This window comes from Portibacter lacus, assembly GCF_021533215.1.
GTDB classification, from domain to species: domain Bacteria; phylum Bacteroidota; class Bacteroidia; order Chitinophagales; family Saprospiraceae; genus Portibacter; species Portibacter lacus.
On sequence record NZ_JAJNKA010000010.1, the window covers coordinates 173,283 to 188,319 of the forward strand.

The 15,037-nt window shown below is 36.2% G+C and carries 11 protein-coding genes; 8 read left to right on the plus strand and 3 right to left on the minus strand.

The features are described from left to right. Window positions 1-15: 15 nt before the first annotated feature. Together L2586_RS17025 and L2586_RS17030 are read right to left on the minus strand one after the other, a co-directional pair. A complete protein-coding gene (locus tag L2586_RS17025) occupies window positions 16-747 on the minus strand; it encodes a PLDc N-terminal domain-containing protein (RefSeq protein WP_235294136.1) in 732 nt (243 codons plus the stop codon). 6 nt (window positions 748-753) lie between these two features. Then, a complete protein-coding gene (locus tag L2586_RS17030) occupies window positions 754-2,337 on the minus strand; it encodes a M28 family peptidase (protein ID WP_235294137.1) in 1,584 nt (527 codons plus the stop codon). A gap of 102 nt (window positions 2,338-2,439) precedes the next feature. Here L2586_RS17030 and L2586_RS17035 point away from each other — a divergent pair, with 102 nt between their 5' ends. Next, window positions 2,440-3,465: an acetate and sugar kinases/Hsc70/actin family protein gene (locus L2586_RS17035; RefSeq protein WP_235294138.1), complete on the plus strand. Its 1,026-nt coding sequence runs from the start codon at window positions 2,440-2,442 to the stop codon at window positions 3,463-3,465. Window positions 3,466-3,656: 191 nt separating this feature from the next. On the opposite strand, the gene L2586_RS17040 is transcribed toward L2586_RS17035, so the two are convergent. Further along, window positions 3,657-4,169 (minus strand): SixA phosphatase family protein, encoded by a 513-nt coding sequence (locus L2586_RS17040; RefSeq protein ID WP_235294139.1) that lies wholly within the window; start codon window positions 4,167-4,169, stop codon window positions 3,657-3,659. An 18-nt stretch (window positions 4,170-4,187) separates the two neighbouring features. Between L2586_RS17040 and L2586_RS17045 the strand changes: the two genes are divergently transcribed. From L2586_RS17045 to L2586_RS17075, 7 genes are all read left to right on the plus strand, one after another. Then, the gene (locus tag L2586_RS17045) at window positions 4,188-5,450 is read left to right on the plus strand and encodes a S8 family serine peptidase (protein WP_235294140.1); all 1,263 of its coding nucleotides are present in this window, start codon (window positions 4,188-4,190) and stop codon (window positions 5,448-5,450) included. A 228-nt stretch (window positions 5,451-5,678) separates the two neighbouring features. Next, complete coding sequence (locus L2586_RS17050; RefSeq protein WP_235294141.1) at window positions 5,679-8,102, plus strand: zinc-dependent metalloprotease; 2,424 nt, start codon at window positions 5,679-5,681, stop codon at window positions 8,100-8,102. A gap of 177 nt (window positions 8,103-8,279) precedes the next feature. Continuing rightward, window positions 8,280-9,263: a YARHG domain-containing protein gene (locus L2586_RS17055; RefSeq protein WP_235294142.1), complete on the plus strand. Its 984-nt coding sequence runs from the start codon at window positions 8,280-8,282 to the stop codon at window positions 9,261-9,263. A gap of 9 nt (window positions 9,264-9,272) precedes the next feature. Continuing rightward, window positions 9,273-9,935 (plus strand): DUF2306 domain-containing protein, encoded by a 663-nt coding sequence (locus tag L2586_RS17060; RefSeq protein ID WP_235294143.1) that lies wholly within the window; start codon window positions 9,273-9,275, stop codon window positions 9,933-9,935. A gap of 5 nt (window positions 9,936-9,940) precedes the next feature. Then, a complete protein-coding gene (locus tag L2586_RS17065) occupies window positions 9,941-10,597 on the plus strand; it encodes an HD domain-containing protein (protein ID WP_235294144.1) in 657 nt (218 codons plus the stop codon). Between the two features lie 249 nt (window positions 10,598-10,846). Then, complete coding sequence (locus tag L2586_RS24700) at window positions 10,847-12,217, plus strand: redoxin family protein (RefSeq protein WP_284284025.1); 1,371 nt, start codon at window positions 10,847-10,849, stop codon at window positions 12,215-12,217. A 150-nt stretch (window positions 12,218-12,367) separates the two neighbouring features. After that, a complete protein-coding gene (locus tag L2586_RS17075; protein WP_235294145.1) occupies window positions 12,368-14,878 on the plus strand; it encodes a zinc-dependent metalloprotease in 2,511 nt (836 codons plus the stop codon). The last annotated feature ends 159 nt before the right edge of the window (window positions 14,879-15,037 follow it).

Below are 15,037 nucleotides of genomic sequence, written 5' to 3' on the forward strand. Positions count from 1 at the left end.
GAAACTGAATAGAAGTTACAAAAGCACCTTCTGCTTAATCGCTTTGATTTCTTTGTAAATTTTCTGAACAGATCGCTTTTCATAGGAATCCATTTCCTTCATCTCATTGAGCATTTCATCTAGCAGCAAATCAGCTTCTTCATGACGGTCTGTCTCCAATAAAAATTTAGCGTATTCAGATCTGTGGTAGTAATTCGTATTGTCAATGTTCATCTGCTTGAAAATTCGCTCAGCATTTGCATCATCATTTAACTCGAAATACGCCCAAGCATAGTAGGTTTTCTCCTTAGCATTAGCGAAGAAGCGATAATTCTCTAATTTTTTACCAAGTGCAATGGTATTAATATAATCATTGCTGAGATAATAAGCTCCAAGGAGTTTTTCATTAAGTTCGTCATCGTCTTCCGTAAATTTATTAAAGCAAGAGAGGTATAAATCTATGGCTTCGTTGTAATCACCTTGTTCTACGTAGGCATCAGCCAACCTAATTTTATTAGAAACGGTATCAGCAAGTTCCACCTGTTTCTCTAATTGATCAATTCTCGAATTAGAAAAAACAGGTGCAACGTTACTGGTTTCTAATGTGAAACTATTTCGTTCATTTGCACTTTTTACAAAGTAGATCAAGCCTCCTATAAAAGGAAAAAGTATAATTATGATATACCAATAGGCTTTATCCTGATTCTTGTAAATATGATAGAAGCAGTATGCTTGAAATGCTAAACTTATTAAAAATGCAAATGTCATAAATTCTTAGTTCGTTCCCGATTTTAAATCCTCATCTAAAGGCTTTCTTGGTAACATTGTATCCATCTGAGAAGTATTCCATACGAAAGTTGCAATGATCGTTGCAGCTTGACTTAGATCTTCTCCAGATAAATGGTCTAAATTATCCATATTACTATGATGCGTTTTAGCAAAATAAGACATTGGATCCTGAATAAATTGGAATCCTGGAATGCCTACTGCATCAAACGCCAAGTGGTCTGTTCCACCTGTATTGCCTAATGTTATCGTACCTGTTTCTAGGTCTGGAAGTTCAGTAAACCATTTTCTAAATATTGGCACTACATCTTCGTTACCTTGAGTATAAATACCTCTAATTTTACCAGTTCCATTGTCTAAGTTATAATAAGCAGACACTGTTTTCTGATCTTCTTTTAATGACTGAGGAGTATAACTGTTCGGTGGAAATTCTGCATAGTGTTTTCCTACATAATTTCTAGATCCGAATAATCCTTGCTCTTCTCCAGTCCATAACGCAATTCTTAATGTTCTTCTTGGCTGAACACCAGACTCTTTAATGGTTTCCATTAATATTCTAGCGACTTCCATCATTACAGAAGATCCAGCAGCATTATCAGTAGCTCCTGTTCCAGTATGCCAAGAATCGAAGTGTGCTCCGAAAATAACAACTTCATCTTTCAAATCAGTTCCTGGGATTTCTGCAATAATATTATGCTCCATCTGATCTGGGTTTGTATAATTTGATTGCAGATCAATGCTTAATCTTACAGGAATTCCTTTGTTAAGCATTCTGAAAATTCGGTTATAATGTTCTACAGATAAAGTAGCTTGTGGTACAATATCGTTGTCTACATTTTGGCTTCTTCCTTCTGATGCTCTAGCTCCCGAAACAAAAACAGTTCCCAAGTCTCCTTTGTATGAACGATCAATAACAGCAATTGGTTTTTCAGCTTCAATCAATTTCCACATTTCTGTGTTAAAATTGAATCCTCCAGCTCTTCTTCCACGTCTTGGTCGCGGAGTAGGAGAACCAGCATTGGCCATGCCTAATAAATCATCGCTTTCATATCTTTTAGCAGACGGCTCGAACCATTCTTCTACATCTCTTATGGTATCAACCATTACAAATTTTCCGCCTAGCTTTCCTTTGTAAGCGTCAAGTTCCTCTTGTGTACTTGCATCGATATAAATTACTTCACCTTCTCCTTTTACAGGTGGTGACCAAGCTTTAGGGTATGCTAAAACTGGAAAGTAATTAGGTGCTTCGGCATGCATTTCGAAGTGTGTTAAGTCCCATCCTCGACCGAATGGGCCCCATTCTTCGAGGTGAACATTAGAAAGTCCCATTTTCTTTAGTTCAGACACTGCCCATTCTGTTGCTTTGTCAAGCATCGAAGAGCCAGTAAGTCTCGGGCCATATACATCTGTCATCCAACCAGCAATTTCCATAACTTGAGATTTCTCAAGTCCCTGTTCTTTGATTAAATCCAATGGTGTGGTTTCCTCATTGCTGTCTTCTGATGTGGCTTTTTGCGCATTTACGGTGTGTAAAGTCATAAACACACAAAGTAATAGAAGTAATTGTTTCATAATTTCTTTGATTGGTTTAAAATAATATGCTTTATATTCGCGTCGTAATTTACGATTTAGAAATTATTTTTTTGATTTACTTATATAATAAAATCAGTCAGGATGAACAAATTGACCACTTTCTCTAAACTATTGATAACTCTAGTCATTTTAGCACTGCTATTTTTTGGCTATAAATACCTGGCGCCTTCTTTAGGTTTGCCTGAATTGGGAACAGGAAACAATACTACTAATGAAGTAGTTATCGGGGAAGATGAAAATGGCGAGGCCATTAAAACTGAGATGCCTCCTAAAACTGCGAAGACAAAAAATAATAATTCTTCAACTTGGAACTACACAGCTGTAGAACCGATAGGTGGAAAATTAAAAGGTGTTGTGGAATTAGGTGCTTCTGGATTTAATTCATTTATTATTAAAACAGACAGCGATAAAAATTGGAAGCTTGAAAAAGCAGAATGGAGTAATAGTTTGGTTTATGAAGGGATGGCTTCTGGAACGGATGTTACACAAGGTCTGAAACAATACATTGCTAAGTTCTTAGATTATGGTGTTTCTGGAAATGAAATTCACTTTGTGGTTTCATCTGGTGCATTAAAAAATGACAAAACTCAACCGATTATAAAAGCGCTTAAAGACTTAGGTTTTGTTGTGAATGAAGTAACACCAGAGCAAGAGGGTAGTTATGCCTTGAAATCTGTTTTGCCTAAATCATATGAAAACAGTGCTTTTGTTGTAGATATAGGAAGTGGAAACACTAAAATTTCGTGGATAGAAGGAGGAAAAGTAAAAGCAGTAGAAACTTATGGAGCTAAGTATTTCCAAAATAGTATTGCTGATTCAAAAGCTTACGCTGATGCTAAGAAATATGGCGAAATGATTCCAAGTTCTAAAACAAATACTTGTTTTATCATTGGAGGAGTTCCTTTTACATTAGCGAAAGAGGGTAGAGATGGAAAAGAAAGATATACGGTATTGAATAAGCCAGGATCTTATGATTCTGATGAAGCTAAGACAAAGGCGGGCCTTAATATTTACCAAGGGTTAGTGGATGGAACAGGTTGTGATCAGTTTGTATTCGATTGGGATGCTAATTTCACGATTGGATTCTTATTGACGCTTCCATACTAAACGCGAACACGGATATTTAATATAAAAATCGGATCTGTCATTTTTTTGCTTAACTATTTTTAGAGCGGCGAAAAAGTGACAGATCTTTGTATTTGTGGAGGTTGCGTCTCGTAGAGAGGTGGAGGTTCATTGGGATTGGACTTAACCCAACATTATGAGGTCGTCTTGTACAGATAAACTAAACTACTAATTCAATATTTCACGACTTCTGCCTCTAATTGATCACCTTTTTTATGAATCGAAAAGAGATTTTCGTAGTCATCTTCTGAAAGCTGGTCATATTTTTTTTCTCCTAAAACAGCATTGACCAATGTAGGTGTTGTATTAGAATGTCCAACGATTAATGCACTTCCACTCTCAAGTTCATTCTTTAATTTAGCAGCAAATTCCTTATCTGAAGGATTGTAAAGCTCAATTTCTAAATTGAGTAGATCTGCTAACGGTTTTCCAGTAAACCTTGTTCTTTTGTAGTCTGTAGAATAGATTTTTGTAATGCCTTTATCTTTAAGTATTTCAGCTAAGTTACTTGCCCGCTTTTCACCTTCTGATGTCAACGGAGGATCTTTAGTTCCATCATCTGCTTTCTCAGCGTGCCTAACAAAAAATAATTCATAATTATTGATCTCATTACTTTGATTATTTTTACATGAAAAGGTTATACTGCAACCTAATATTAACACACATACAAATAGCATTTTTTTCATAGCTTTCAATTTTTTGAGATGATAAGATATACAATAGTTATTTTGGTTTTAGCTTTTTCAACGATTTGTTTTGGTCAAAATGAAAATTGGACAGACCAACAATTGGAATTAATCAACATGGATTGCCTTCATGAAAGAGGATTTACTGGCAAGGGAATAACCATTGCCCACCTTGATGATGGTTGTGATGGTTGTGATGAAATAGAAGTTTTCCAGTATGCTAGAGAAAAAGGTTACTGGAAAGGGAATTATGATTTTGTACTTGATACAACATTGGCATTTAATAACCTAGGTAGTCATGGAACAGCGACAATTTCAATCGTTCATGGAAACATAGAAGGGAAGTACACTGGAGTAGCTTATGATGCGAATGTATTAGTGGCAAGAACTGAAAATGTAGCAAGCGAAACACACCAAGAAGAAAAGGACTGGCGAGACGCCGTAGACTGGTGCATTGCTAATGGAGCAGATATAATAACGAGTTCACTTCAGTACAATACATTTGACAAAGGGGAAGGTGATTTCACCTATGAAGATATGGATGGCAAGTCAACAATCATCACTAATGCAGCTGATTATGCTGCAAGCAAAGGAATTATAGTTGTTACCATACAAGGCAATTTCGGAGCAGATCCTTGGTATTATTTATCAGCTCCAGGAGATGCCGATTCTGTGATTACCGTAGGAGCAGCTCGAAAAGATGGTGTGAAAGCTCGATTTTCTGGATTTGGGCCATCATACGATGGGCGGATGAAACCTGATGTGATGGCAATGGGTCAAGGCACAGCGGTTGCAAACCCTAATGGAACGATTAGTCGAGGAAATGGAACTTCATATGCAGCGCCAGCTATTGCTGGGTTAATGGCCTGTCTGAAACAAGCACATCCAGAAAGAACAAATATGCAACTCATCACTGCCGTTCGCCAAAGTGGAGATCGATATCGAAATCCTTCGGCCAAAGAAGGCTATGGATATGGAACAGCAGATGCATGTCTTGCAGATGAAATATTGACAGAAATAGATAAGTCTACCCATCAAAAAGGATCGTGGATCGTTACGCCTTCAGTTCGATACAAACAGCGAAAGAGAATCATGCAAATTAGACCAATTCCTGATGATCTTAAAGTTGAGAAACTAGTGCTCAAGGACATATTTGAAAATAATCCGATTGACTTGCTTAACAAAAAGTCTATCAAACTTCAAGATTTAGATCCAGGAGATTACTTAGTAGATGTTCACTTAAGTGATTCTTCCATTAAGACGATATATTTCAAGATTTAATGTTCTATAATCGTTTTGGGTTTTCATTAGTGTCCATGAGAAGCTAAAACCAAGAAGACTGGTTCCGCTGTTTTATAATTAGAAAGACCAAGTGCCTATTTCGTGGTAATTTCTTTCACCAAACCATTCTTCTTTCACATGTTCTCGCGATTAATTAAAAAAAAATCTATTTTCACGCAAGATACACAGCCATATTGCTTTAAATCATTAAAAACAAATCTGAATTCAATGACAAAACTTTTCAAACTCGTATTACTATTTTTTGTGCTAAGCTTACTGCCTACACAAAGTCAAGCTCAATTTTGGAAAAAGAAAAAAGAAACGCCTGCAAAGCCTGCAGAAAAGAAAGACAAAGACTCCAAAATCAAGAAGTATGATGAAATTATAAAAGATGGTGCAGTAACAGATACTGGACTATTCACAGTTCACCAAGTTAGTGATAATTACTATTTCGAAATTCCATTTGACCTATTAGAACAAGAAATTCTTGTGGTGAGTAGAATCTCAGGGTTTGTAAAAGGACTCAACTTTGGAGGTGCAGGGACAAAATCTAAGCCTCAACAAGTGATCAGATGGCAAAGAAAGAACGATCAATTATTGCTTCGAACGGTTTCTTATAATAGTGTTGCAAGCGAAGAAGATCCAATCTACCAATCTGTGAAAAATAATAATTTCGAACCGATCATCATGGTTTTCGATATTAAAGCCTTTAATCCAGATAGTACTTCTGCGGTTATTGACATTAAGAGTTTATTTACAACAGATGTGGAGATGCTAGCACCAGTTTCTCCTAGGCAGAGAAAAGCATTTGAATTAGGAAGTCTAGATGGCAAGAGAAGTATGATTTCTAGTATGAAGAGTTATCCAGAAAATACGGAAATAAGACACATATTGACCTTCAAAGGAAAGAAAATTCCAGACAATCAAGTAACTGGGACCATGTCCGTAGAAATGAATCAATCCTTCATTAAGTTACCTGAGATTCCATGGACGCCTAGAAAGTTTGATGCTAGAGTTGGTTATTTTTCAGTAGGTCAGATTGATTACAGTTCCAATAATCAGCGTGCATCAAGTAATAGATTTATCACCAGATGGAAACTAGAGCCTAAAGATCCAGCGGCATATGCCAGAGGAGAATTGGTAGAGCCAGTTAAACCAATCATCTATTATATCGATCCATCGACACCGCATGAATGGAGACCATTTATTAAGCAAGGTGTTAACGATTGGCAAGTAGCATTCGAAGAAGCTGGATTCAAAAATGCCATCATGGCTAAGGACGCACCTACGAAGGAAGAAGATCCAGACTGGACACCAGAAGATGTAAGATATTCAACGATACGATATGTATCTACAGATATTCAAAATGCAATGGGACCTCATGTTCATGATCCTAGAACTGGAGAAATATTGGAAAGTGATATCATTTGGTATCACAATGTGATGAACTTATTAAGAAATTGGTTCTTCATCCAGACAGCAGCGATTAACCCGCAAGCAAGAAGTATTAACTTTAAGGAAGACGTGATGGGACGGTTAATTCGTTTTGTAGCGGCACATGAAGTAGGACATACTTTAGGATTACCACACAATATGGGTTCTAGTGTGGCATATCCTGTGGATTCATTAAGATCTCCATCTTTTACGAAAAGGATGGGAACAGCACCTTCTATTATGGATTATGCGCGATTCAATTATATCGCTCAGCCAGAAGATGGTGATGTTGGCTTGATGCCAGGAATAGGACCTTATGACAAGTGGTCGATCAAGTGGGGTTACACTTATTTCCCTGGAAAAGATGCAGAAGCATCGGATGCTGAACTAAATAAGTGGGCATTAGAAAAGGCAGGACAACCGATTTATAGATTCGGACGTCAGAGAGGAAATCCAACGGATCCTTCTGCACAGACAGAAGACTTGGGTGATGACTCGATGTTAGCAAGTGAATATGGAATAAAAAATCTGAAAAGAATTCTTCCTAAATTGACAGAATGGACGAAAGAAGATGGAAAAGATTATGCGCAGTTAGATGAGTTATACGGTCAGGTTTTCGGTCAATTTAATAGATATATGGGCCATGTTACTTCTAATATAGGAGGAGTATATGAGTTCCAGAAAACGTCAGATGAAGACGGAGCGGTCTATACTCCAGTTGATAAGGAAAAACAGAAAAGAGCGATGATGTTCCTTAACGAGCAATTGTTCAAAACTCCAACTTGGATGATAGATCAGGATATCATTTCTAAAACTCAAGAAAGTGGAATCGTAGATCTTATCACAGCTTTGCAGACGAGAACATTGAATAGAATATTCGAAGGTGATCGTTTATTAAGAATTATTGATAATGAAACCTTGAATGGCGATGCAGCTTATGGTCTAGATGACTTGTTTTCTGATGCAGAAAGTGGAATTTTTTCTAACATGAATCCTGATACCTACACTAGAAATTTGCAAAGAGCATTTGTAGATCGAATGGGAGACTTAATCATGGAAAAAAATGACAAATACAAGCGTTCGGACATTAATGCGATGGCACGAGGAACATTGACTAAACTGAAATCTAAAGTTTCAGGACAAGGCAATGATCAGATGAACCGATACCACTTTGAAGATTTGAAAGTAAGAATTGATAATATTCTAGATCCGAAATAACTATTTGTTTTCAGTTTTTTAATCATTCGGATGATTATTCTAGGCTGAATGAAAAGATGATATAAATAAAGAAGATTCAATGTACCTAGTTGTATGTTGAATCTTCTTTTTTTGTAATATACTAGGGAAGTCAATTCATTTTCTTTTTATATTTTTGGAAAAGCTCAAATCCAAAAAATGAAAAATCTCTTTTACCTACTTTTTCTGACCTTATTCATTTCGAATTGTAAAGATGCTATTAAAAATAGTGAGGCAAAAATTGACATAGAAAAAGGGACAGCTATAGAAGCGGAAGATGCCGTTATCGAAGAAACGAGTAACATGGCTCAGCGGCAGCAACAGGAGCAGGCAGAAAAGTTGAAAGCCGAAGAACATCTAGACCTTATAGGTTTCTGGGTAGGATATTTTGAGAGAGACAGTGAGGCTGATATTTTATTCGTAGATGAAGGTTATATCTGGAATAGAGAAAATAAAATTAACATAGCTATCGATCAGATAGATGGCAGTAATGTCGTCGGTCATAGTGTTGTCGCAGGAAATGATCGACCGTTCGAAGGAGAAATGATTTCTGAAGAAGATGGGAGTTACGCTTTCACTGTGAAAGAGCCGGGGGATGATAGATATGATGGAATATTTACATTTACCATTAAAGATTCGGAACTAATAGGAACATGGTCAGCTTATAAGAAAATCGAAATTCCCAGAAGAAAGTACACCTTAGAAAAAAAGACATTTACCTATAATCCTGATGTTATGTTAGAAGGTGCGAAGGAATACGTCGACTGGACAAAGAAAATTCAGACCAAGGAAAAAGTTGAAATGGCGGAGAACGAATTCGACGAATGGATTTCTACACAATTCGCTTCGGCAACCTCCTTGATTTATACGATGAATGCTTCGAATCGCTTGTTAGAAAAATCAGAAGTGGAAAATTTACAGAAAGGAGATCTAACGATTATCCGAAATACCATTTATGCGCGGCATGGATATTCATATAAAAATAGACCGCTTCGGGTATTCTTCGATGCCCAACCATGGTATATTCCTGTGCATTCTAATATCAAAGGAGATTTTACAGAAATAGAAAAAGAGAACATCAAGTTGCTCTTAAAGTATGAACAAAATGCTGCGGAATATTATGATACTTTCGGGAGAGGATAATTTACTTCAATGAATCAAGCTAAGCGCCTCGTCTTTAAATCAATATGGTACTTATCTATCGTTTATTTCTCCTACTTGATGTTGCTGATTACAGTACAATATATCCCGATCGATTTCGAAGTAGCATTTCTGCGAGTAAAGGAAGAAGCAATGAGCAAGATGCACTACCAGCTTGCATTTTTTAGTCATGTTTATACAAGTATAATCGTGCTTCTAGTAGGTATTACACAATTTTCTGAAACCATTAGAAAACGATATGCTTTTGTCCATCGGAATTTAGGAAAGTTATATGTATTGCTTGTTTTGGTCATTGCCAGCCCTTCTGGATTCATTATGGCTTTATACGCTAATGGTGGAATTTATTCTAAGATATCTTTCGGGCTTCAAGCTATTTTATGGTTTTATTTTACCTTCGCGGCACTTAGGTTTGCAAGACAAAGAAAATGGGAGCAGCATCAACAATTTATGATTAGGAGTTATGCGCTTACCCTTTCAGCGATAAGCCTTAGATTATTTAAGTGGATCATTGCGAACACGTTAGAATTGCCACCGATGGATACTTATCGGATCGTTTCCTGGTTAGGGTGGATTTTTAATCTTGTTATTGCGGAGCTATATATTTACTATTTTATTAGAAAAAATAACAGAGTATTTACTAAAAACAAACATTGACCTAGATGAAGAAAGAAGAAGTTATATTAAAAACGGTCGAGTATGTGAAGGCTGTGCTTAAGGATGCTGAAGGAGGGCATGATTGGTATCATATTTCGCGTGTTTGGAAGTTAGCTAAGCACATATCGGAAAATGAGGAGATTGATGGATTTGTAGTTGAACTAGGTGCATTACTACATGATATAGCGGATTCTAAATTTCACGGTGGTAATGAAGAAATAGGGCCTATGAAGGCTAAAGAATTTCTTTCGTCGCTGGAAGTTGATTCGGAAACGGTTACACACGTTCTAGAGATCATTCGTAATATCTCATTTAAAGGTGGGAATGTAGCGCAGCGGTTTAAGTCGAAAGAATTAGATGTTGTTCAAGATGCAGATCGAATAGATGCCTTGGGCGCTATCGGAATTGCTAGGACTTTTAACTATGGAGGATTTAAGAACAGAGCTTTGTATAATCCCGATATTAAACCGAATCTGAATATGACTAAAGAAGAGTATAAGAACAGCACCGCTCCGACTATAAATCACTTCTATGAAAAGCTGCTGCTACTTAAGGATAGGATGAATACAGAAACAGGAAAGAAGATAGCGCTTCAGCGGCATGAATTTATGGAGCATTTTTTAGGTCAATTTTATAAAGAATGGGATGTTGATTTAGATTAGAAATAACGAGTTAAGTCCTTAATAGTAGGTTTCTCTAAGCTAATTACTCTAAATATAATCTTGTTTTTAATATGTACTTCCATTTGGATACTTGAATGATTTCCTTAATCGTTATTAGAGCGACTTTTCATAGGTTTGTAACTTCGTATATAATTAAGGCAGAAAGGTTTTATAATGCCCGCGAAAAAAAAGTTGCAAATTCATTTTGTACAAATAAAAATATTGAATAACTCACATTTAGAATTAATAATGAATAAACTACTGATCTTACTTATAGCGATTGTTTTTGTGGCCTGTGATAAAGAAAATACGGTTACTATAAATACTAACATCTCAGATCCTGAGGTGCCGCAATTATTGATAATGAACGAAGTAGAAATGATCTTCGATACCATTTCAGATTTTAACGGTACTCCATTTGTGCTTCCTGTAGGAGAAAAACCATCGATCCTGAAAGTTCAATTTGGAAGATTGGCTGATTATATCTATATCAGTCCAGGAGCCGAAATTACCATAAATAAGGAAAGAGGCAGCCGCGTGTTCAATATTGAAAATTCTAATGACGCTGAGCAGAAATTACTTGCGGAATTTGATAAGCAGATGGACATCGCTTCTGCGAAATACAGTTTGAACGAAATAGCGAATGGTTCAGAAGAAGATTTTGAACATGCATTAAGCTTGAAATATGAGGAAGTGAATAAGTTATTAGCAGAGCATCAAGACGCTTCTCAGGATTTGATTTCGTGGTTAGAAGCTAGGATCATCGCGAATAAGATTGAATCTAAAGTTTACTACCCAGACTATTATGAATATATAAAGAAAGAAGAGCCCGTTATTTCTGCGGACTTTTATAAAACGGAAAATGACTTAGATCTTAGTCGCAAAGAATTATTCTACTTTGATGATATGAAATCAGCAGCATTGTCTTTGCTTGGTAGAGGTGTCAATTTTGAAGACTATGAAGATTTCACAGAATATTATGCAGCGCGATATAAGGTGATAGACGAGCGTGTGGAGAATCCAGAGATTGCTGAAATTTTAAAATTTGGGATTATAAATGATAAAATTAACTACGCTGGTGGAATACAGGGATTTGAAGATCAAATAAATGAGTACTTGAAAATAGCAAAAGATCCAAATAAGAAAATAGCCATAGAAAATCAAGTAGCGAAATGGGCTCATTTAAAGAAAGGGGCAGTAGCGCCAGATTTTACAGCTCTAACAAGAGACGGGGAGGAAGTGAAATTATCTGACTTGAAAGGTAAGCATGTATATATAGATGTATGGGCAACATGGTGTGGTCCTTGTCTTGCAGAAATTCCATCATTAAAAAGTATGGAAGAAAAATACCATGGACAGAATTTAGAATTTGTAAGTGTCTCTATCGATAAAGAAAGTGATAGGGAAAAATGGAAGAATTTTGTTATGGAAAAAGACTTGAAAGGTATTCAAATCATGACAAATGAAGCTTGGCAAGCAAAAATGACCACCGATTATAATATATCGGGCATCCCAAGATTTATCATGATTGATGAAAATGGAGCACTCGTAAGTGCAGATGCACCTCGTCCAAGTAATACGGTATCGTTTACAAAAATGGTTGATGGATTATTAAATTAATCTCATAAGTGTCGCGAAATGCATGAGAAATGACGCCTAATTGTCATAGCTATGCAATAATGTCATGTTTCTTACAAAATTTATGTCGTCTAGTAGGGGGTTTATCCGTCGTGTAGTTGTCATGTAACTGGACTGAATAAATTTTAGAGAATGAAACCTATAGTAACTGGAATGGTGCTAATTGCACTGTTTACCAACGTGTTATGCTATGCCCAAAACAATACTCCGATGGAGGTTTTGGTGAATATAGCCAATGACAACGCTCGTTTTATTCCTAAACAAATTTTTATAGAAGATCACCGAAACACAGATTACCTAGATTCTTACCTAACGAATTATGCAACGTTAAAATTAAACGAATCTCTACTTAATGAAATCGTGACACAGGAACTGCCTAATATCGCGGTTGCTCTGCCATTACCTGATGGTAAATCATTAAATGCTAGACTTGTTAATTTTGATATTCGTACGGAAGAATTTTCTGTTGTTGACCAATTCGATAACGAATTGGAAATTCCTGATGCCCAATTTTACAGGGGTGTATTAGATCGTGAAAGCGATGCGATGGCAGGAATAAGTTTTTTTAGAGATCGAGTTTATGGATTGTTTTCCAGCTTAAGTAAAGGAAATATAATCTTAGCTCAAGATCCTATTAATCCTGGAAATGGAGAGAATTATATTCTCTACTATGAAAGAGATTTACTAATAGATCGTGAGAAATCTTGCGGAACTGATGACCTCAAGCCATTTGATGATTATCAATCTGTAACGTCGCGTTCTACAGGAAATGTGTATTCTTCTTGTGAAGATATAGAAGTATACATCGAAGCAACGAACAAGTTGTACCAGAAAATGGGCTCATCCACTGCAGTGACCAATTACATTACCGCTTTTTTTAATAGTGTTTCTATCATTTACAGAAATGAAGGAATCTATACTAGTATTAAAAGAATTAAGGTAAATACAACTGAAGATGGATATACCAATTTGACAACTTCGTTTGATAACTTGAACAAGTTTGGAGAAAACACGAAAAATAATTATCAACAATATGGTGCCGAATTAGCTCACCTTGTTGATTACAATGAGAATAATCTTGGAGGGGTTGCATGGATAAACGCAATGTGTATTAATTATATCTATTATCCTTCGCAAAACTATCATTATGGTGGTTACGCATATAGTAGTATCAATAATACACACGAAGATTTTCCTGATTACTCATTAACCGTATTCATGTTTGCTCATGAAATGGGGCATAATCTTGGATCTCAGCACACGCAGTGGTGTGGATGGACGGGAGGACCGATAGATAACTGTGTGAGCGTAGAAGGAACGTGTGATCCAGGGCCAGCTCCTGTGAATGGAGGAACCATTATGTCTTACTGCCACCTAACGGAATATGGCATTAATTATAGTGAGGGATTCGGAGAAATACCTGGGAATCATATCAGAAGTATTCTACAAAGCAAAACTTGCAAAGAAGAATATGTTCCTAAAGGTGTAGTGAATTGTAATCCGAATACAACGGTTACTGCGAATAGAGAATGCACAGATGAAGATGGATGGACGCATTACTATTTCGATAACAATTCCACGGATGAAGATGATGATGACTTATTACTTTCTGTTCTGAAAGGATCAGAAGATATAGGAGACTTAGATGATGGTTCACTCATTGTAAGAGTAAAAACTTCATCTAATGCTGGAAATGGTGCAACGCATATTGTAGATCCTGGCTATAGTGCTGGTGATGATTGGTATGTAATGAACAGATGGTTCGAACTTATTCCAACGGAAGAACCGAATAATCCGGTAACCGTACGTTTTCCATACACAACTGAGGACTACATGGATGTGATTATGACTCAACCAGCTGTTAATGCACATCAAGATCTTATTTTTTATAAGATTAATACTCCGGGTAATCCTGATCCAGATTCTGGGCATAAGAATATTACGAATGATCAGATAACATTTTATGAAAATGGAACAACGGCATCATTGAACGCATGGAAGTACATTAAAAATGGTACAAGTCATATGGCTGAATTTCAAGTAAGTTCCTTCTCCGGAGGTGGAGGTGGATTTTCAGAAACTAGCCAATCAGCAGTTCCTGTTGAAATTTTGACTTATGATGTACAGAAGGAAGGAAAGTTTGTTAGTGCAAATTGGTCTACTTCTCTAGAAATCAACAATGAATATTTCACTGTTGAAAGATCATCGGATGGAAAAGTATTCGAAGAAATAGGCAGAATTAGTGGTCAAGGTAATAGTTCAGAACTGCAGGAATATTCATTTTTGGATAGAAATCCTAATGCTGGAATAAATTATTACCGTCTTTCGCAAACTGATTTTGATGGTACACACGTAGTAATAGGTGTACGGTCGATCAAGATGGATTTTATACGAGAAATTAATGTTTTTCCTAATCCATTAGCGTCAGACCAATTAAATATTAATTACAGCCTAACGAATGCTGAAGATATTTCGGTTGTGATCAGGAATATAGAAGGAAGAATGATTTACCAGACTCAGAAAACATCTGAAATTGGTAAGAATCAGATGAGTATGGATTTGAGCCATGTGGATGCAGGAATTTACATAGTTCAGATTGTAAGTGGTAAAGAAACTTACACACAAAAATTGATTAAAGATTAAGCGTATATAAATTTTAAAAACTTACTCAAAGTACCTCGAAGGAAAAGTTCTTCGAGGTTTTTTTATTTTAATTTGAAAATATTTGAAATTAAATAGGGGTAGGTCATTTTAATTGCGTCTTTAATGTACACACAATAGAGAAACAAAGAAACAAATAAT

Excerpts from the sequence above, each read along its gene's own strand:
- L2586_RS17025 (WP_235294136.1), bottom strand. The coding sequence starts at position 747 with ATGACATTTGCATTTTTAATAAGTTTAGCATTTCAAGCATACTGCTTC.
- L2586_RS17030 (WP_235294137.1), bottom strand. The coding sequence starts at position 2,337 with ATGAAACAATTACTTCTATTACTTTGTGTGTTTATGACTTTACACACC.
- L2586_RS17035 (WP_235294138.1), top strand. The coding sequence starts at position 2,440 with ATGAACAAATTGACCACTTTCTCTAAACTATTGATAACTCTAGTCATT.
- L2586_RS17040 (WP_235294139.1), bottom strand. The coding sequence starts at position 4,169 with ATGAAAAAAATGCTATTTGTATGTGTGTTAATATTAGGTTGCAGTATA.
- L2586_RS17045 (WP_235294140.1), top strand. The coding sequence starts at position 4,188 with ATGATAAGATATACAATAGTTATTTTGGTTTTAGCTTTTTCAACGATT.
- L2586_RS17050 (WP_235294141.1), top strand. The coding sequence starts at position 5,679 with ATGACAAAACTTTTCAAACTCGTATTACTATTTTTTGTGCTAAGCTTA.
- L2586_RS17055 (WP_235294142.1), top strand. The coding sequence starts at position 8,280 with ATGAAAAATCTCTTTTACCTACTTTTTCTGACCTTATTCATTTCGAAT.
- L2586_RS17060 (WP_235294143.1), top strand. The coding sequence starts at position 9,273 with ATGAATCAAGCTAAGCGCCTCGTCTTTAAATCAATATGGTACTTATCT.
- L2586_RS17065 (WP_235294144.1), top strand. The coding sequence starts at position 9,941 with ATGAAGAAAGAAGAAGTTATATTAAAAACGGTCGAGTATGTGAAGGCT.
- L2586_RS24700 (WP_284284025.1), top strand. The coding sequence starts at position 10,847 with ATGAATAAACTACTGATCTTACTTATAGCGATTGTTTTTGTGGCCTGT.
- L2586_RS17075 (WP_235294145.1), top strand. The coding sequence starts at position 12,368 with ATGAAACCTATAGTAACTGGAATGGTGCTAATTGCACTGTTTACCAAC.